This is a genomic window from Enterobacter cloacae complex sp. HYC033_NIDB (assembly GCF_056673335.1).
The window spans coordinates 56489-75949 of sequence record NZ_CP115125.1; the positions used below are offsets into that span (position 1 = coordinate 56489).

Below are 19461 nucleotides of genomic sequence, written 5' to 3' on the forward strand. Positions count from 1 at the left end.
ACGGTCTAAATAGGCTGATTCAAGGCATTTACGGGAGAAAAAATCGGCTCAAACATGAAGAAATGAAATGACTGAGTCAGCCGAGAAGAATGAATCGCCACGGAAAATCTAGACACTTCCGAGCCGTTGATAATACTGGTTTTCATATTCTGTCGGTGACATCTGATCGCTAGAACCATGCCGACGCTTACTGTTATAAAACATTTCGATGTAATCAAAAATATCGCTGCGGGCTTCTTCCCGCGTTCCGTAGATCTTTTTCTTTATCCGTTCGCGTTTCAACAACTGGAAAAAGCTTTCTGCAACCGCATTATCATGGCAGTTACCGCGACGGCTCATGCTGCCCTCCAGGCCGTGTGATTTCAGGAACGACTGCCACTCATGGCTTGTGTACTGACTGCCCTGATCCGAATGAACCAGCACCTGTTTTTGGGGATTACGCCGCCATACAGCCATCAGCAGTGCGTTCAGGACAATGTCCTTTGTCATCCGGGATTGCATGGACCAGCCGATAATTTTGCGTGAGAACAGATCAACAACAACGGCAAGATACAGCCAGCCTTCGTGGGTCCTGATGTAGGTTATGTCCGTTACCCAACGCTCATCCGGAGCATCCGGATTGAACTGTCGCTGGAGCCTGTTGGGCGACACGATACTGGCCTCGCCTTTACGTGCCCGCGGGCTCCGGTATCCGACCTGAGCCTTTATCCCGACACGTTTCATCAGTCGCCAGACCCGGTTCACTCCGCACTGTTGCCCGCTGTCCCGCAGATCCAGATGGATTTTGCGATAACCATAGACGCATCCCGATTCCAGCCAGAACTGTTTAATCTGTCCTGTCAGTCTCAGGTCTGCCTGATGGCGTTGTGAATGCGGCTGCTGAAGCCAGGCGTAAAAACCACTGGGATGAACATCCAGCACCCGACAGAGCAGGCGAACACGCCAGCAACAGGAGTTGTCACGGATAAAGGCGTACCTCAGTCGGACAGCTTTGCGAAGTACGCCGCTGTAGATTCAATTGGTCAACGCAACAGTTATGTGAAAACATGGGGTTGCGGAGGTTTTTTGAATGAGACGAACATTTACAGCAGAGGAAAAAGCCTCTGTTTTTGAACTATGGAAGAACGGAACAGGCTTCAGTGAAATAGCGAATATCCTGGGTTCAAAACCCGGAACGATCTTCACTATGTTAAGGGATACTGGCGGCATAAAACCCCATGAGCGTAAGCGGGCTGTAGCTCACCTGACACTGTCTGAGCGCGAGGAGATACGAGCTGGTTTGTCAGCCAAAATGAGCATTCGTGCGATAGCTACTGCGCTGAATCGCAGTCCTTCGACGATCTCACGTGAAGTTCAGCGTAATCGGGGCAGACGCTATTACAAAGCTGTTGATGCTAATAACCGAGCCAACAGAATGGCGAAAAGGCCAAAACCGTGCTTACTGGATCAAAATTTACCATTGCGAAAGCTTGTTCTGGAAAAGCTGGAGATGAAATGGTCTCCAGAGCAAATATCAGGATGGTTAAGGCGAACAAAACCACGTCAAAAAACGCTGCGAATATCACCTGAGACAATTTATAAAACGCTGTACTTTCGTAGCCGTGAAGCGCTACACCACCTGAATATACAGCATCTGCGACGGTCGCATAGCCTTCGCCATGGCAGGCGTCATACCCGCAAAGGCGAAAGAGGTACGATTAACATAGTGAACGGAACACCAATTCACGAACGTTCCCGAAATATCGATAACAGACGCTCTCTGGGGCATTGGGAGGGCGATTTAGTCTCAGGTACAAAAAACTCTCATATAGCCACACTTGTAGACCGAAAATCACGTTATACGATCATCCTTAGACTCAGGGGCAAAGATTCTGTCTCAGTAAATCAGGCTCTTACCGACAAATTCCTGAGTTTACCGTCAGAACTCAGAAAATCACTGACATGGGACAGAGGAATGGAACTGGCCAGACATCTGGAATTTACTGTCAGCACCGGCGTTAAAGTTTACCTCTGCGATCCTCAGAGTCCTTGGCAGCGGGGAACAAATGAGAACACAAATGGGCTAATTCGGCAGTACTTTCCTAAAAAGACATGTCTTGCCCAATATACTCAACATGAACTAGATCTGGTTGCTGCTCAGCTAAACAACAGACCGAGAAAGACACTGAAGTTCAAAACACCGAAAGAGATAATTGAAAGGGGTGTTGCATTGACAGATTGAATCTACAGCGGCTTTCCTGAGAAACGTAAGCGTCGTCTGAGTACCGTCTGGTCCCGAATCCAGGATCCTGTAACTTAAGCACCCACTTATTTTGCAGGTGGACACCTCATGCGCGCTAAAGAAAGACTTCCCCGGAAACACTATTCCCCTGAATTCAAAATGGAACTGGTCAGGCTGGCTCTTGAAGAAGAAGGCAGTATTGCCGCACTGGCCCGGAAACATGACGTCAATGATAACCTGCTCTTTAAATGGATAAGGCTCTGGCAGCGTGAAGGGCGGGTCTGTCGGCCCCGAAAAAACTCATCGTCGCTTCCTGCCCTGATACCCGTGCAGCTTCAGGCGGGCTCTTCTCTCCCAACCTTCGAACTACCATCCTGCTCTCCTCCCGCTACCTGCCACATAAAATGTCGGGGAGGAGAAATAACACTGACTCATCCCTCTGCTGAACTCATGAGCACTGTCCTGCGCGAACTGATGCGGGGGCCGGTATGATAAATCTTCCCGCAGGCACAAAAATCTGGCTGGTTGCCGGTATCACCGATATGCGCAACGGCTTCAATGGCCTCGCCGCAAAGGTGCAGACCGCGCTGAAAGATGACCCGATGTCCGGCCACGTCTTCATCTTCCGGGGACGCAGCGGCAGTCAGGTAAAACTGCTCTGGTCCACCGGCGATGGTCTGTGCCTGCTGACAAAGCGACTGGAACGTGGTCGCTTCGCCTGGCCCTCAGCCCGCGATGGCAAAGTGTTCCTGACGCCGGCGCAACTGGCGATGCTGATGGAAGGTATCGACTGGCGACAGCCAAAGCGGTTACTGACATCCCTGACCATGTTGTAGCGCTCTTTATCCTGGTTGTCGCAGAATAAGCCTGGTAAAATACAGGCTTATGAACGATACCTCTTCTGACGACATCCTTCTGCTGAAACAGCGCCTGGCCGAACAGGAAGCGTTGATCCACGCCCTGCAGGAAAAGCTGAGCAACCGGGAACGCGAAATAGACCATCTGCAGGCGCAACTGGATAAGCTGCGCCGGATGAACTTCGGCAGTCGTTCCGAAAAGGTATCCCGCCGTATCGCGCAAATGGAAGCTGACCTGAACCTGCTGCAGCAGGAAAGCGATACGCTGACCGGCCGGGTGGATGACCCGGCAGTGCAGCGCCCGCTGCGTCAGACCCGCACCCGCAAACCGTTCCCTGAGTCACTCCCACGGGATGAGAAGCGGCTGCTGCCGACTGAGCCGTGTTGCCCGGAGTGCGGTGGTTCGCTGAGTTACCTGGGTGAGGATGCCGCCGAACAGCTGGAGCTGATGCGCAGCGCCTTCCGGGTTATCCGGACAGTCCGTGAAAAGCATGCCTGCCGTCGGTGCGATCGCATCGTTCAGGCCCCGGCTCCTTCGCGCCCCATCGAACGGGGGATCGCCGGACCGGGGCTGCTGGCCCGAGTGCTGACCTCAAAGTATGCAGAGCACACACCGCTGTATCGCCAGTCGGAGATCTATGCCCGCCAGGGTGTAGTGTTGAGTCGTTCTGTACTGTCGGGCTGGGTGGATGCGTGTTGTCGTCTGCTGGCACCGCTGGATGAAGCCCTTCAGCACTATGTCCTGACCGACGGCAAACTCCATGCTGACGATACGCCTGTCCCGGTGCTGTTGCCGGGCAATAAGAAGACGAAGACCGGGCGCTTATGGACGTACGTTCGAGACGACCGCAACGCCGGATCAGCGCTGGCCCCCGCAGTGTGGTTCGCTTACAGCCCGGACAGAAAAGGTATCCACCCTCAGACCCATCTTGCAGGCTTCAGTGGCGTACTGCAGGCTGATGCCTACGCCGGGTTCAACGAGCTCTACCGCGACGGCCATATAAAGGAAGCCGCGTGCTGGGCCCATGCCCGCCGAAAAATCCACGATGTTCACGTCCGTACCCCGTCAGTCCTGACGGAGGAGGCGCTGAAACGGATCGGCGAGCTGTATGCCATCGAGTCGGAGATCAGAGGTAAAAGAGCAGAGGAACGGCAGGCAGTCCGGCACCAAAAAGTGCTGCCGCTGCTGGCGTCACTGGAGGGGTGGCTGCGGGAGAAACAGAAAACCCTCTCAAGGCACTCAGAACTGGCGAAGGCGTTCGGGTATGCGCTGAACCAGTGGCCGGCGCTGATCCGCTATGCAGAAGATGGCTGGGTGGAGGTGGATAATAACATTGCCGAAAACGCCCTACGACGGGTCAGTCTGGGGAGAAAAAACTGGCTGTTCTTCGGCTCGGATCATGGTGGTGAGCGCGGTGCGTCACTGTACAGTCTTATCGGGACGTGCAAATTAAACGGCGTGGATCCGGAACGCTATCTGCATTATGTACTTGATGTCATCGCCGACTGGCCTGTGAACCGGGTGGGTGCTCTGCTCCCGTGGCGGGTTACTCTGCCTGCCTGACCAGCTTCACTTCGTCAATACGGTTCTCACTGCACGCTTACTGAGAAACTCCCGGTTCACACGCATAACTCGGGATCTTGCTGGAGAGAGTAACCCAGTGATTTTGCCCTTCGTTTAAGCCCGTCGAGTACGCGATTACGGTAGCGCTCTTCATAATAATCCGCGCCAGGATCGACATATTTCTGACCGTATTTAAGGGCATTGTAGAACAGTATTGCCAGTTTTCTTGCCGTTGCAGTGACTGCTTTTGCTTTCCCGATACGGGATGATAATCGACGATAAAAAGCACCCAGCGCTGTATCGCTCCGGCCAATTGTTGTGGCTGCCAGTCTTAGTGCAGCAGCAATTCGACTGGATGAACGCCGTGTTTTCGAGGACAGTACTTTTCCACCGGAGATCTTATTCCCCGGGGACAAACACAGCCACGAGGTAAAATGGCTCGCATCCGGCCAGCGATTCATGTCAGTACCGCATTCGGCAACGAATTTTAGTGCCAGATAAGGTCCGAACCCATGTATCTGTGTCAGGTCTGCTCCGGTAATTTTCCAGAGTAATGGCCTGACATCAAAGGAAAGCTGATTGGGCTGTTTTGTACGATGTCTGGCGGAGGGCAATACTCCTTCAGGCTCTTCAGTTCCGGTGCTGAGCTGCAATAATGAAGTTTCGATTTGATCATCACACTCACGGATTTTTTCCTGGTAAAAATCGAAAAATGCCACCGACTGTTCAAGTGCAAAAAGATGTTCAGGCTGCCAGTTCCCTGTCAGTGCCTGTTGAAGAACCTCTGGCGTCTTTTTACATCTGACATCACGATACTGGATCAATACTGAAGGATCGCGCTCACCACTGACAATAGCTCTGACGATTGAAAGACCGGTAACGCCAGTAATATCCGATACGGCATGATGCAATTGAACATTCATCTGCATCAACGCCTTCTGCATATGTTGGATATGAGCAGCCCGGTATTCAGTCAGGCGTTCCCGTTGTCTCAAATAAGACCTGAGTACGGAAATGTCGTGTTCAGGTCTGAAACTGGCCCGAAGAAGGCCAAATGAATGCAGCTTCTGCAGCCACTGTGCGTCATTGACATCAGTCTTGCGACCGGGAACATTTTTTGCGTCTCTGGCATTAACAAGGATCACATTGAAACCCGCAGCCTCAAGGATCTCAAAAGCAGGCAACCAGTAAACGCCAGTGGACTCCATGGCAATGGTCGTAATGTGACAGGTTTTGAGCCAGTCGGACATCCGATGAAGGTCGCCAGTGAAACTTTGAAAAGTTCTGACCGGCTCGGCGTCAGCATCCGGTGGAACGGCGACTACGTGGAATTCAGCGCCAATATCAACGCCCGCAGCATGAGGATGGATAACAGACATTCGGGAGGATTTTTTCATGGAAATCTCCTTGCTCATTTTTCGATGAACGAAGGAGGGGACGACGGAGAAATCACCTTCCTGAACGGGATCAAAGTCACCACTGCCGGATCCGCCACAGTCCCTGAACCATGTTTTTTTACGGGGTCATACCACCAAAAGGCCGACGGCTGCTTCCTTCGCTAAATTAGCCTGCCAACTTTTCCGGGGAGTTTCTGAGACTCAGGACGGGGTTTCACCCATGGACAGTTTTTTAATATGTCCCGTTCGTCGGTAACCCGTTTCAGCTCTTTCTGGAGACGGCGGATCTCGGCCTGAGCATCTGACTGTTCTTTATTAGTGGAAGAATCCGGACCGTACTTCTTTATCCAGGCGTAAAGGCTGTGGGTGGTGATATCGAGACGTGTTGCAACGCTGGCAACAGAATAACCGCGATCAACAACCTGTTTGACTGCTTCAGTTTTAAACTCTTCGGGATAACGCTTACCGCTCATGGGCACCTCTCTTTAAGCCATCTTAAATGACTCTGAGGTGTCTGTTAAACCCATGGCGATTCAGTAGTCAATTCCTCACCATTCAAAACCATCCGCTGGATCTTCGTTAGCTTCAGAGCGTCTGCCACACCTTGTTAGTACGCAGTAATTCCTCTTCCTCGACGCATGCGCCTGCGTGCGCACGCTTTCTGCGGCGAGCGGATGATATTGACTGAAGCATGCAGCAGACTTTCAGTTGGATGCTGAACTGAAAACGGCTACATTTTGATCGGCTTTGCAATTTTTAAGGTGGTTTGCAATTTTAATGTTGCTTTGCGATTTTTATCAAGATTTAATAGATTAATGCAAAGATGATAACAAGGAACAGAGAATGGGACTGATGGAAACGCTTGACCAGTGCATTAATGCTGGTCATGAAATGACGAAAGCTATCGCGATTGCACAGTTTAACGATGATAGTCCGGAAGCTAGGAAAATTACCCGTCGCTGGCGTGTGGGTGAGGCCGCCGATCTGATTGGTGTTTCTTCTCAGGCAATCCGTGATGCCGAAAAAGCAGGACGCCTTCCACATCCTGATATGGAAATGCGTGGACGGGTGGAGCAGCGGGTGGGCTACACCATTGAACAAATCAATCATATGCGGGATGTATTTGGCACCCGTTTGCGCCGTCCTGATGACAGCGTTCCGCCCGTTATTGCGGTGGCAGCACATAAAGGGGGGGTTTATAAGACATCGGTATCTGTCCACCTGGCACAGGATCTGGCGCTGAAAGGGCTGAGGGTACTACTTGTCGAAGGGAATGATCCTCAGGGCACAGCCTCCATGTACCACGGTTGGGTTCCTGATTTGCATATCCATGCCGAAGACACACTGTTGCCTTTTTATCTCGGTGAGCGCGATGATGCAGCCTATGCCGTCAAATCCACCTGCTGGCCGGGTCTCGACATCATTCCGTCATGCTTGGCTCTGCACCGCATTGAAACAGAGCTCATGGGAAGGTTTGACGACGGAAAACTCCCGACAGAACCCCACATGATGCTTCGCCTGGCCATCGAAACGGTGGCTCATGATTATGATGTCATTGTTATCGACAGTGCACCGAACCTCGGTATTGGTACCATCAATGTTGTTTGTGCTGCGGATGTACTCATTGTGCCAACGCCAGCTGAGTTATTCGATTACACCTCTGCCCTTCAGTTTTTTGACATGCTGCGCGATCTGTTAAAAAACGTGGATCTGCAGGGTTTTGAGCCTGACGTCAGAATTCTTCTGACCAAGTACAGCAATAACAATGGCTCGCAGTCACCCTGGATGGAAGAACAGATCCGCGATGCCTGGGGAAGCATGGTACTGAAAAACGTTGTACGCGAGACCGACGAGGTCGGTAAAGGTCAGATCCGTATGAGAACAGTGTTTGAGCAGGCTATCGATCAACGCTCGTCTACAGGAGCCTGGCGAAATGCGCTGGCTATCTGGGAGCCTGTTTGTAATGAAATTTTTGATCGCCTGATTAAACCTCGCTGGGAGATCAGATAATGAAACGTGCTCCAGTTATTCCAAAACATACCATAAAAGATATTCGCCCCGAAACTGAGCCGTCAGCGGCACCCGCTGCACCGATGGTTGATTCATTAATCGCACGTGTAGGAGCCATGGCTCGTGGAAATGCCATACTGCTTCCAGTTTGCGGCCGGGAAGTGAAATTTATTCTGGAAGCCATCCCGGGCGAGAGTGTTGAAACGGCATCGAGAGTCTGGTCAGGTAATGAACGAGACCAGGAACTACTGACCGAAGACGCGCTTGATGATCTAATCCCCTCTTTCATCCTGAGTGGTCAGCAGACGCCTGCGTTCGGACGACGGGTAGAAGGTGTCATTGAGATTGCAGATGGTAGTCGCCGTCGTAAAGCCGCCATTCTGACATCATCGGATTATCGTGTTCTCGTCGGGGATCTCGATGACGAACAGATGATGGCTTTATCACGGCTGGGTAATGATTACCGCCCTGTCAGTGCTTATGAACGGGGCAACCGCTATGCAAAGCGGTTGGAAAATGATTTTAACGGCAATATCTCTGCTCTGGCTGAAGCTGAGAATATTTCCCGTAAAATCATCACGCGTTGCATCAACACGGCCCATTTGCCAAAATCAGTGGTTGCCCTGTTTACTCACCCTGGTGAACTTTCCGCCCGCTCTGGGGAGGCGCTGTATAAAGCATTTTCGGGAAAAGAAGCTTTATTGTTGCAACGGACACAACAGCTTCATGAGCAAAAGAAAGCGGGAGTTATCTTTGAATCCGAGGAAGTTATTGGTTTACTGACAGATGTTCTGAAAGAGCCATCAGGTAAAAAAGTTAACCTTAATACCCGTCATCAATTTGTACCTGGTGCGACAGCCCTATACAAAGGCGATAAGGTGATTTTTAATCTCGATAAATCTCGTTTACCTGCCGAATGTATCGAGAAGATAGAAAGCATACTGCGTGACTTACAAAAAGTTTAGCCTGTTTAATGTTACAAGCGAGCGTTATCATTAATTTCAAATATCCTTAATGCGTTACATGCTGCTTCGGAATATATACATCCGAAGCAGCTATTCTCTGCACTATAACACCAGTGGTGTTAAAAAGGTCTGTTTTCTTATCTCAACCTGATTGTTACCATAATCTAAGATCTAGTTTCTGCTACTTTTTCTTAACTAGTTCCACGGTTCACCCCTCAGCCTGCATATCAGAACTCAGACGGTAACCCATCCCGGAATACTGATTCCACACACCAGATTAACTGGGACCACGGTCCCACCTCCTACTTGCGTGGCAAAACTCACCCGCTAATCCCGCCCGGAATACGGATTCCACACACCAGATTAATGGGACCACGGTCCCACCTCCTACTTACGTGTCAGAACTCACCCGTTAATCCCGCCCGGAATACGGATTCCACACACCAGAATAACTGGGACCACGGTCCCACCTTCTACTTGCGTGGCAGAACTCACCCGTCAACCCCAACCGGGAATATCGATTCCACACGCCGGATTCACTGGAACTATGGTTCCACTCTGTTCAGCTGTTTTTATCACAATACCGATTTTAAGATTGTTACAGTGATTCCTGTATTCGGTGCGTAAGAAGATTATGTTCGTTTTGTTCCCTGGTGCTTCCTCGCTCACTCGCGGGCTTCGCCCTGTCGTTCGGCTGCGGCGAGCACTACTGATTCTCTCTGAAAGGGGAATTTAACTGAACCTAGCAATGGGGATATCTTTCCAACGGGTGGTGTAAGCAGGGGAGAGCATATCGCGTTTCATCTGCCAGGAAGGCGCAATCCCTCGGCTGGTAAACCAGACCTGTCCCAGACCGGAATGATTAATATCATCGAGAACCTTCATTAGCTCAGCGCGGTGAGGACGTGGCGAACGTTCGTCAAACAGCTGCAGCTGCGAAACGCCGGAGCCGGTGAAGTCATTCAGCATCACACCGGCTTTGGCATACCGGTGCCCGTCCTTCCAGATGCGCTCCAGAGCCGTTGTGGCGGCCGCAATGATGTCCCGGGTGTCCTGAGTGGGGGTAAGCAGTTTCTCAGTGGCCACGTTGCCGTAGTAAGGCTCTTTAACGGCGAACGGAGACGTTTTGATGAATACGGAAATATGCCGACAATACTGGCGCTCTTTACGCAGCTTTTCTGAGGCCCGCTCTGCGTACTGACAGACAGCCTGCCGCAGCGAATCGTACTCCGTGATTTTCTCTCCAAAACTGCGGCTGCAGACAATCTGCTGTTTCACTGGCGGGGCTTCCTCAAGCGACATGCAGCTTTCCCCGTTCAGTTCGCATACTGTTCGCTCGAGAACGACGGAGAAATTTTCCGGATGAAGGCCGGGTTCGCCTGGGCCAGATCGAGCGCGGTCCTGATGCCAAGGACATTGAGCTTGCGTGCAATACGGTTTCCCACGCCCCAGATCTCTTCGACCGGCTGCAGTGAAAGCAGTTTCCGCGTTCGCTGTGGATTCCCCCGGGTCAGGGCGAGCACACCACGAAACTGTTTCCACTCTTTAGAGGCCCACTGGGCTGATTTAGCGAGGGTTTTCGTCGGTCCGGCACCCACGTCGATGGTCAGACGGGTACAGTCATACACGTGCTGGCGCAGCTGCCGGCCGAAATCCTCCAGGTCCATGCAGTGCTCCACACCGGTCAAGTCAAGGAACATCTCGTCGATCGAATACTGTTCCACCCTGGGGGCCAGCTCCTCCAGGCAGTTCATCACGCGCGCCGACATCGAGGCATTTATGTGGAATAGAAAATCAATATAAATAATGCATGCTTTAAAAGATTACTATGAACTAAAAGCATACGTCCGAAATTGTTACCACATATCAAGATTCACAACTAATAATTTCGTATATTAATCCTCCAAGGCAGGTAGTCAGCTATCTGTTTGGCTTCCCTGATGCGATGGTAAAATGAAAAGACCACCGTTATGGGTTTAATAAAAAGATGCAGTCTTCTCCAGCTCAGCATGTTAGAAGGATTTTTCAATGGATGTTGAAATCAAATACTGCAATAACATAGATAACGCTTGCATTACACTCTCTGAAAATAAACTTAACATTAAGTTCGCTCCAAATGGCACGGGTAAAAGCACCATATCACGTGCCATTTTGCACAGTGTTTCTCGTGATGCCGCTGGTCTTAACAGTCTGCTACCTTTTAAGTTTCGAGCAGTGAATCCCGACGATTTTCAGCCCAGTGTAACGGGTACAGAGCAAATTCAGGATGTAATGTGCTTTGATGAAAAGTACGTGTCTCAGTTCACATTTCAGCCTGATGAACTGATTAGTAACAGCTTTGACATCTTTATCAAAACAGAAGCCTACAACCAAACGGAGCGAGAGATCGACTCGATGGTAATGGCAATCCGGCAGGAATTCAGTGGTAATGATGAGCTTGAGCTATTTATTACACATCTTCAGGAGCTTAGTGGTGCGTTCAAGCTGACAAGCAAGGGCTTATCTAAAGCCTCTACGGGGATGAAGGGGTTGGCAGGGGGTAACAAGCTTCAGCATATTCCCTCCGGGCTAGAGCCTTATCAGCCATTTATTCAGAGTCATCGTAATGTAGAGTGGATCGAGTGGCAGACCAAAGGGTATGAAAATTTCTGCTCACTCTCTGAGGGATGCTGTCCTTTCTGCACAGGTGATTCTCACGAAAAAGCAGAACAAATTAGCAAAGTAAGCGCTGAATATGACAAAGCAGTGATCAAAAATCTGGTTGGTATCATCACAGTACTTGATAAATTAGGCGAGTATTTTTCCGAAGCCGCACGCTCCCGTCTGAGGGAAATAACGACGTTACAGGGAGGATTGGAGAAGAAGCATGAAGACTACCTTGTTACCGTAAAGCAGCAGACAGAAAATCTTCTGGCCATGCTCTTAACATTAAAAACCCTGAACAGTTTTACTTTTAACGACGCCGGAAATATTCGTGCCTCTTTAGCCTCTTTTCGTTTGGATGTGAAGTATTTTTCCGAGCTGCAATCTGATAAAACTCTTGCAACAATTGGGAGACTGAACGCCTCGTTAGATAGCCTCATTTCCCAGGCTGGTTTGCTGCAGGGGCAAATCAACAAGCAGCGCGCTGGCATGCAGCGGCTCATTCAGAAACACAAGAAGGATATCAACACTTTTCTGGCATATGCGGGTTACCGCTATCAGGTAGATATATCTGGCGATGGAGAACAGTGCCGTCTTAAGCTTCGCCATGTCGACTATACCGACTATCTCAGTGGAGGTAGCCAACATTTGAGCTACGGCGAGCGTAATGCCTTTTCGATCGTTCTTTTTATGTACGAATGCCTGGCTCGTAAGCCCAACCTGATTATTCTCGATGATCCTATCTCTTCGTTTGATAAAAACAAAAAATTTGCCATCCTGGAAATGTTGTTCCGCCGTGACTCATCTGAGTGTTTGAAAAACCAGACGGTACTGATGCTTACACATGACGTTGAGCCAATCATCGATACTCTGAAGTCGGTGAAGAAGTTGTTTAGTAACCAGGTTACTGCATCCTATTTACGTTATAGCACTGGCACGATAACTGAATTACCTATCCGCGAAAGCGATATTCTGACGTTTGCCCAAATCTGCAAAGTGGTTCTCGAATCCGACTGTGATGACCTGATCAAGCTCATTTATCTTCGCAGGCATTATGAAATCATGGACAATCGAGGTGATGTTTATCAGGTACTTTCTAACTTATTTCACCGCCGAGAGGAACCAATCGACACACGCCTACCTCTGATTGAAGGAACAGGGTACCCGATGATGGACCCGGAGAGCTTCCTTAATGGATGCAGTTTAATCACTAAAAATATTTTTGGTTTTGATTACCCCCATATGCTGAGCTTGCTGAATGATCCTGACAAAATTCTGTCGTTATATCGAAGCTGCACGAATGGCTATGAAAAACTTCAGGTGTTCCGACTACTGGAACCTGAGGCCGATAACCGTGTCATTCGCAAGTTTGTGAATGAAACCTATCATATTGAAAACGAGTTTATCTGCCAACTAGACCCCACACGATTCGATCTTATCCCGGAATACGTTATTGTTGAATGTGACAGGCTGCTCCTTAATATCGGGGCGTCGAACGATGATGCTGAACTGGAAACGGCCTGAGCGTATGGTCTAGATGTAACTCTTCTTAGCAGTGAAGGTGAGTAGTAATACTCACCTACTTGGATCTCCAATTCAATTGAGCCTGCTGATAAGCACGCCTTTTTGGCGAGAAACAGAAGCCTCTAAAGTTGGGACATGCGAGACATGGCGCTTTTTATGCCGCCAGATAGTATCTTTCTGGCCCTGTAATGACAAAAAGCTGATTTTCGTTAACAATAACCCTGTTTAAATATCCAGATAAAAACATTTCCTCTGGGTCAAATGAGTGATACAGTTTCACCCATAAGACCCAATGGAGGCAATATGTCTGAATTTGAATTACTGGCGCAGGATCTGCTTGAGAAAGCAGAGGCGGAAGAACAACTGCGACAGGAAAATGATAAAAAGCTGCTCGGGCAGGTGCTGGAAATCTATGACCAGAAGTACGTGGCTGAACTGCTTAGAAAAGTTGGTAAAAATGAGTGGAGTCGCGAGACTCTTAATCGCTGGATTAATGGTAAGTGCTCACCTAAGTCGCTGACGTTAGCCGAAGAGGAACTTCTACGAAAAATGCTTCCGGAAGCGCCTGCTCATCACCCTGACTATGCCTTCCGGTTTATTGACCTGTTTGCTGGCATTGGAGGTATACGGAAGGGCTTCGAAACCATCGGTGGCCAGTGCGTTTTTACCAGTGAATGGAATAAAGAGGCTGTGCGCACATATAAAGCTAACTGGTTTAACGATGCTCAGGAACACACTTTCAATCTCGATATTCGGGAAGTCACGCTCAGTGATAAACCTGAAGTACCTGAAAACGATGCCTATGCTTACATTAATGAGCATGTGCCGGATCATGATGTACTTCTGGCAGGTTTCCCCTGTCAACCGTTCAGCCTTGCGGGTGTAAGCAAGAAAAACTCGCTCGGGCGCGCGCATGGTTTCGAATGTGAGGCTCAGGGAACGCTCTTCTTCGATGTGGCGCGTATTATCCGCGCAAAAAAACCTGCCATCTTTGTTCTTGAAAACGTTAAAAACCTGAAGAGCCATGACAAGGGTAAAACCTTTAAAGTCATCATGGATACCCTCGACGAACTGGGCTATGAAGTTGCGGATGCAGCTGAGATGGGCAAAAACGATCCTAAAGTTATCGACGGAAAGCACTTTTTACCTCAGCACCGAGAACGTATCGTTTTGGTCGGTTTCCGTCGTGATCTGAATATTCACCAGGGTTTTACCCTGCGCGATATTAGTCGTTTTTATCCGGAACAGCGTCCGTCATTTGGCGAACTGCTGGAACCCGTGGTTGACAGCAAATATATACTGACGCCGAAACTCTGGGAGTATCTCTATAACTACGCCAAAAAGCACGCAGCTAAGGGTAACGGATTCGGTTTTGGCCTCGTTAATCCTGAAAATAAAGAAAGCATTGCCCGTACGCTTTCTGCTCGCTATCACAAAGACGGGTCTGAAATTCTGATAGACCGTGGCTGGGATATGGTCACAGGTGAAACAGACTTCGCGAACGAAGAAAATCAGGCGCATCGGCCCCGCAGGCTGACTCCACGAGAGTGCGCGCGCCTTATGGGTTTTGAAAAAGTAGATGGCAGGCCTTTTCGCATTCCTGTGTCAGACACTCAGTCGTACAGGCAGTTCGGTAACTCCGTAGTGGTGCCCGTGTTTGAAGCCGTAGCCAAACTGCTTGAACCTTATATCCTGAAAGCGGTTTATGCCGATTCGTGCAAGGTTGAACGAATCTGAACGCTCCTCCCGGTATTTATGCCGGGAGATTATCTATGGAATATCTGCGTAAAGCCCTGTCAGCTCAGCAATAAACGCGCCTAGCGTCATTAGCTCAGCTCTCACCGCCTCCGGGTATTTTTTGTGCAGAGATGATGGCACGACCAGTCTGACACCCGACTCCCGCATCTCCCGATATTGAGCCAGAGAAACTCCCTCCTGGAGTGTAAACAGATGCACCTGATGAATTTTATCGGCCTCATTCAGTATCTGACGCCAGCGATCCTTACAGGTAGTCTTGACTGCCAGCATGCGCAGATTTTCTACGGGAAACTCAGTATCGTGGTAAGCCCCTGCGGAAGGGAAAAGGAAATCGGGCTTTTTATTACCTTCTGTGACGGCCTGCGTCGCAAAGTGTCGCAGGCCGTGCTCAATGAATAGATGCTCCAGGTGCAGTTCCAGCGACTTCCCGGCTCTGGATTTACGGCGATTGCTGACAGAATTGGCCAGCGCAATAAATTCATCCACAGAGCCAAATCCTTTTCGGATGATATCCAGAACATGCAGTTCCTCAACCAACAGAAATATGTCGTACTCCACGCGCCGGCGGTCAAGAAGTTGCTCATCCGGATCAAGGGAATTTTTCACATAATGGCTGGCTGCATACTGAATAATTTCACTTCCCGACGGAAAGCGCAGGTGCCAGTCTTCAGGTAGAATATATTTATGATTTACTGGCGCTTGCTGTAGAGATAGTCCGCCAAGAATCTGTCCTGCGGGGCCGGATATAAGCGCTCCGGGTATAACTTCACCAATAGCGGTCTCAATGACGTCCTCTTCATCAGTGCTGGCGCATACCCAAATATTTACTTCCTTACAGTCCCCCCCTTGCTCATCAAGCTTGAAAGCCAGGAGCGTCAGAGCCCCTGTATTTTCAGGATCCTGAAGTGGGCTGCCTCTACCCCAGCGGGTAATCCTTTTTTCATTCCGGGTTTTACCAAAATGACGGCTGTTATAATAAATTGCCCGGGCTTCGCTGTCTGGGCAATCATGCGATGACACATGTGCGGTGAGAAAAACCGAAGGGTTCAGTTCACGGGTATGGTTGATAGACGGAAACAGTTTTTCAACGATACCTGAAGGGATATAAAGCCCTACCTGGTGACCACCTGTTGCGCCGGTATCGTTGGCGGAAAGGCGTTTGATGTAGACGAAGTAATTCTCACATGCGATCTCAAGTAGCCAGTTGTGGAAAACCGACATAAGCATCCCCTGTTACCCTGAAACTCTACTCACCATTTTTTCATAATTATATACAAACAGCCAGAAAGGCTGTTACAGGCGATTTGATCTGCAACCTATTGGTTAATATGCTCTGATGTGCGCAATCTTCGTTTTTTGCTCATATTGGTTCATTTTATCCTCCGGATTTACCGGTTAATTTTGCAAGAGCCTGTTCTACTTTTTTAATATCCTGCTCTACAATGGCTTTCTCATCAGGCGTGAGCGGGACCTCTTCGAGATAACGCCTGATAGATGTTTTACTCTCCAGCATCAGTCCGCGCGCACTGTCTTTCAGCAGATTAAAATCGCAACCAATGCAGGCCATTCTGTGCGGGCAACTGCTCCAGAATGGATTCATGCAGAAGGACTCACCAAGGTCATAATAGGTCGCCGGATCAGTGGGCGAGACCGCTTCCGGATCGTGATCGACCAGTACGCTTATCATATGGGCTATCCGATCGGCCTTCACAAATGACGCTGCCAGCTGTGTAGGGCGGATGCGAATGTAATGCAGGGTTGACTGTGGTGATGAATGACCTGACCACTGCATCAGTTCATACAGCGACATGCCCTGTGGTACGCTGGCAAGCGCAGTCAGGGCTGAAACCCGTCCACGGTGGCTGGTTATGGCGCCTCCGCTGTCTTCAACCGGCAGCCCCGCTCTGGCGCAGAGGACTGGGATGACCGTCCGGTTAATCACATCGCTGCCTGCCGGCTTGCCGCGATACTGGAAGAGATAACGGACTTTTTCTCCGGTGCGATCATCATTCAGTTTTGCCTGATCCACGGGGCGGATGTTCAACCATATGTCTACATATTTTTTTACAATGACAGAGACGGGTTTAACAAATGCTTTCGATGTCTTTCCTGCCGGGACGTTTAGATAACATAGTGTTCCGGCAGGAACGACACTACCATCCTCCCTGATAATGTCTTCTGACTGAGGCGTGACGCATTCCGTAGTCAGGCGCAGGAGTTCATTCTGTCGTAAACCTGCATGGGTCCAGATAACAGCCATTGCCTGAAGCATGGAAAGGGGATAGTGAATTTCACTGAGCAGGTCTTCGTGGCGCAGGTTCAGACTGGCCCAGATGAGTTTGAGCCAGACGGGATCATCTATCACTCTCGGATTTACACCACGGCGAAAAAGTGGGGTATCCGGCGTGAAAAGGTGACGGGCGGGGCTGAAATTAAGGCGTCCCCAGCCCCAGAGTTCGAAATCGCTCATAAATCGTCGCAGCGAATAGATAAAATGTGCACGTGAATGTGGCATCATGGGCTCTCCGGAGCGTTTGGACTTCCGCAGTCCATGTTCAGTCCCCAGAGACAGCTCATCCACTTTCATTCGCCCCACAGCAGCGATAAAACTGGCACATGTCTCAATAGACCAGTCTGTCGGGACCTTCACCTCGGGATGCTCCTTTGCCAGCCAGAGGCCGCAGCGAAGAATAAAGCTGTACTGGTTTTCACGGGTTCTGGGACGAAGCACAGATGTCTCACGCCAGCGTCTGCACCATGCGACCCATTCAGGGCTGATATTTTCGACCGGCTTCTCATGCCATTCGGTGTAGTTACGCATTCGTACCGGCTTTGCAATAATGCCAAGTGCGGCAAGCCCATGAGAAATTTTCCCTACGTGTCTTGATACGCGCTTATCGTGGTACTGCTGAGCTTGCCAGAGAAGCTCTGTGGTCATCTCTTCAAGCCTGGGATTATCATTGAGTAGCATCAGCAGACCCAGGGGGGAGGAAACGGCATGCCGCAGGTGCTGAGGGGAATAGCCCAGTGATATCAGTGCTTCCGAGAGCCGGTTCAGCTGGTCCCGGAAAATCGCGTTGCCGTAGATGGCACTGGCGTAAAGCGACAGAGTGTTTTCATGAGGGATCTGAAGCGGCGACGTGAATGAACCGAGATGATATGCAAATGCCATCATAAGTGGTTTACCGCGACGATATTTATCAAACAGGGAGATCCACTGGTCTTTCCGCCAGTTCCAGCAAGGTTGCCCTACATTTTGCATTTCAGTCAGCATCGCCATAATTACAGTGCGGGTAAGTCTACAGCCGGTGCCACTGGTGTTGGCGATATCCAGCAGGGGGGTGATCAGGGAAGAGAGGGAACCGGACCTGCCATAGTTACGGGAGCGTTTATGGCTTGTACTTAGCGCTTCTTTCTGCTCAGGACTAAAGCCAGCGTGCAGGTCATAATCTGCACGGCAAAAATGCGCGTATATGAAACCTTTATCACGCTTGCCTGTCATTCTCTCTCTCCGGGCCAAACATGATAGCTGCGATTTTCCGGTCAGTCTCCGCAACAGTCATCGCCATTCTGGCCGCAAGATCAGTGCCTGAAAGATGGATATATATCTGCGTGGTGCGTAGATCACGATGACCAGCATAGGTTGCTATCTCATGCAGCTTCCATCCCGCCCGGGCAAGATGTGTCAGTCGCAGGTGACGAAAGGTGTGCGTGGTCAGAAATGGCATGCTGGTCCTGTCTGACCACTAGCGAACCGTTTTACTCCAGCTCCAGTATGAAAGCGGTGAGCCATAATTTCTGTCAGAAAACGAACGGAACAGTGCTCCACCAGTAATACCCGCTTGCCTCAGGTTCCTGAGATGTGCTGCCAGTACCGGCGTAATCGCCGGGCCGTAGCAGACCACCCGTTCGCGTTTGCCTTTAGTGTTTTCGGCGCGAATCCGTATAAGCCTGTGGGCAGGATCGATATCCTCTATGGTTATTGTTGTCACCTCAGTGCGTCTTAGCGCACCATGATACGCCAGCGCTAGCATCAGGCGATCGCGCAATGAACAGTCTGATATATAACCCAAGAGATGATACCACTGGCCGTCATCCGGAATTTGTGGCAGTCGTGTTATTCGCTGGACCATACCGCGTCCTGCTGAAGGCATGTGGGGTGTGCCTGCTCGCGGTAAAGGGTTCCGGCTAATTACCCCCATGTAAATCAGATAGTCAAACCACAGACGTATAGCAGAAAGGCGAAGCTGAAGCGTTGCACTGGCTGCAGGCTGAGGCATGCCGGGTAACTGGGGGCGAATGTACGCAGCGATATCTTCAAAGCTTGCCTGCTCGGGGGGCAATTCCCGCTGGCAGCAGAAGTGAAAGAAGTGAGTAAGTGCGCCGCGGTAGGCATGAATTGTCGCCGGTGACCTGCCGAGATCGGATAATAACCCCAACCATCGTTCTGCCTGTGAACTGGCAGGAGTACAGAATAAAGTGGTGAGCATTGTGTTCTCCTTCGTAATCAGGAATCCTGTTC

11 protein-coding genes and 4 pseudogenes are annotated in these 19461 nt (G+C 50.1%); 8 read left to right on the forward strand and 7 right to left on the reverse strand.

The features are described from left to right. Positions 1-108: 108 nt before the first annotated feature. Positions 109-1002 (reverse strand): annotated as a pseudogene (locus O1721_RS24920) (IS3 family transposase); the annotation flags it as partial. Positions 1003-1069: 67 nt separating this feature from the next. Between O1721_RS24920 and O1721_RS24925 the strand changes: the two are divergent. From O1721_RS24925 to tnpC, 4 genes are all read left to right on the forward strand, one after another. Then, positions 1070-2221, forward strand: a complete 1152-nt coding sequence (locus O1721_RS24925; RefSeq protein WP_022652315.1) for an IS30-like element IS30 family transposase — start codon at positions 1070-1072, stop codon at positions 2219-2221. A gap of 159 nt (positions 2222-2380) precedes the next feature. Continuing rightward, positions 2381-2713 carry a transposase gene (locus tag O1721_RS24930; protein ID WP_050586387.1) on the forward strand — a complete coding sequence of 111 codons (333 nt, stop codon included), beginning with the start codon at positions 2381-2383 and terminating at the stop codon, positions 2711-2713. Beyond that, complete coding sequence (gene tnpB / locus O1721_RS24935; protein ID WP_000609174.1) at positions 2710-3057, forward strand: IS66 family insertion sequence element accessory protein TnpB; 348 nt, start codon at positions 2710-2712, stop codon at positions 3055-3057. The genes O1721_RS24930 and tnpB overlap by 4 nt, the downstream gene beginning before the upstream one ends. Positions 3058-3106: 49 nt before the next feature. Continuing rightward, positions 3107-4642: an IS66 family transposase gene (gene tnpC, locus O1721_RS24940; RefSeq protein WP_001000409.1), complete on the forward strand. Its 1536-nt coding sequence runs from the start codon at positions 3107-3109 to the stop codon at positions 4640-4642. A 56-nt stretch (positions 4643-4698) separates the two neighbouring features. On the opposite strand, the gene O1721_RS24945 is transcribed toward tnpC, so the two are convergent. Together O1721_RS24945 and O1721_RS24950 are read right to left on the reverse strand one after the other, a co-directional pair. After that, positions 4699-6039, reverse strand: a complete 1341-nt coding sequence (locus O1721_RS24945) for an IS110 family RNA-guided transposase (RefSeq protein WP_008786676.1) — start codon at positions 6037-6039, stop codon at positions 4699-4701. 230 nt (positions 6040-6269) lie between these two features. Continuing rightward, positions 6270-6512: pseudogene (locus O1721_RS24950) on the reverse strand (transposase); the annotation flags it as partial. Between the two features lie 370 nt (positions 6513-6882). Between O1721_RS24950 and sopA the strand changes: the two are divergent. Next, positions 6883-8049: a plasmid-partitioning protein SopA gene (sopA, locus tag O1721_RS24955; protein WP_022652317.1), complete on the forward strand. Its 1167-nt coding sequence runs from the start codon at positions 6883-6885 to the stop codon at positions 8047-8049. Continuing rightward, positions 8049-9014 (forward strand): ParB/RepB/Spo0J family plasmid partition protein, encoded by a 966-nt coding sequence (locus O1721_RS24960; RefSeq protein WP_022652318.1) that lies wholly within the window; start codon positions 8049-8051, stop codon positions 9012-9014. The genes sopA and O1721_RS24960 overlap by 1 nt, the downstream gene beginning before the upstream one ends. A gap of 732 nt (positions 9015-9746) precedes the next feature. On the opposite strand, the pseudogene umuC reads toward O1721_RS24960, so the two are convergent. After that, positions 9747-10801 (reverse strand): annotated as a pseudogene (gene umuC / locus O1721_RS24965) (translesion error-prone DNA polymerase V subunit UmuC); the annotation flags it as partial. A gap of 241 nt (positions 10802-11042) precedes the next feature. Here umuC and O1721_RS24970 point away from each other — a divergent pair. Both O1721_RS24970 and O1721_RS24975 read left to right on the forward strand, forming a co-directional pair. Continuing rightward, entirely contained in the window at positions 11043-13181 is a 2139-nt protein-coding gene (locus tag O1721_RS24970; protein ID WP_022652236.1) for a hypothetical protein, read from the forward strand. Positions 13182-13484: 303 nt separating this feature from the next. Beyond that, positions 13485-14918, forward strand: a complete 1434-nt coding sequence (locus O1721_RS24975) for a DNA cytosine methyltransferase (protein ID WP_022652237.1) — start codon at positions 13485-13487, stop codon at positions 14916-14918. A 33-nt stretch (positions 14919-14951) separates the two neighbouring features. On the opposite strand, the gene O1721_RS24980 is transcribed toward O1721_RS24975, so the two are convergent. From O1721_RS24980 to O1721_RS24990, 3 genes and pseudogenes are all read right to left on the reverse strand, one after another. Then, positions 14952-16160, reverse strand: coding sequence for a type II restriction endonuclease (locus O1721_RS24980; protein WP_032430834.1), 1209 nt, complete (start codon positions 16158-16160; stop codon positions 14952-14954). Between the two features lie 154 nt (positions 16161-16314). After that, on the reverse strand, positions 16315-18441 hold the full coding sequence (locus O1721_RS24985) for a tyrosine-type recombinase/integrase (RefSeq protein ID WP_022652239.1): 2127 nt from the start codon (positions 18439-18441) through the stop codon (positions 16315-16317). After that, a pseudogene (locus O1721_RS24990) lies at positions 18425-19429 on the reverse strand (tyrosine-type recombinase/integrase). Before O1721_RS24990 ends, O1721_RS24985 begins: the two are co-directional and overlap by 17 nt. Between the last annotated feature and the right edge of the window lie 32 nt (positions 19430-19461).

Excerpts from the sequence above, each read along its gene's own strand:
- O1721_RS24975 (WP_022652237.1), top strand. The coding sequence starts at position 13,485 with ATGTCTGAATTTGAATTACTGGCGCAGGATCTGCTTGAGAAAGCAGAG.
- O1721_RS24980 (WP_032430834.1), bottom strand. The coding sequence starts at position 16,160 with ATGTCGGTTTTCCACAACTGGCTACTTGAGATCGCATGTGAGAATTAC.
- O1721_RS24925 (WP_022652315.1), top strand. The coding sequence starts at position 1,070 with ATGAGACGAACATTTACAGCAGAGGAAAAAGCCTCTGTTTTTGAACTA.
- O1721_RS24970 (WP_022652236.1), top strand. The coding sequence starts at position 11,043 with ATGGATGTTGAAATCAAATACTGCAATAACATAGATAACGCTTGCATT.
- O1721_RS24945 (WP_008786676.1), bottom strand. The coding sequence starts at position 6,039 with ATGAAAAAATCCTCCCGAATGTCTGTTATCCATCCTCATGCTGCGGGC.
- O1721_RS24960 (WP_022652318.1), top strand. The coding sequence starts at position 8,049 with ATGAAACGTGCTCCAGTTATTCCAAAACATACCATAAAAGATATTCGC.
- tnpB (WP_000609174.1), top strand. The coding sequence starts at position 2,710 with ATGATAAATCTTCCCGCAGGCACAAAAATCTGGCTGGTTGCCGGTATC.
- O1721_RS24930 (WP_050586387.1), top strand. The coding sequence starts at position 2,381 with ATGGAACTGGTCAGGCTGGCTCTTGAAGAAGAAGGCAGTATTGCCGCA.
- tnpC (WP_001000409.1), top strand. The coding sequence starts at position 3,107 with ATGAACGATACCTCTTCTGACGACATCCTTCTGCTGAAACAGCGCCTG.
- sopA (WP_022652317.1), top strand. The coding sequence starts at position 6,883 with ATGGGACTGATGGAAACGCTTGACCAGTGCATTAATGCTGGTCATGAA.
- O1721_RS24985 (WP_022652239.1), bottom strand. The coding sequence starts at position 18,441 with ATGACAGGCAAGCGTGATAAAGGTTTCATATACGCGCATTTTTGCCGT.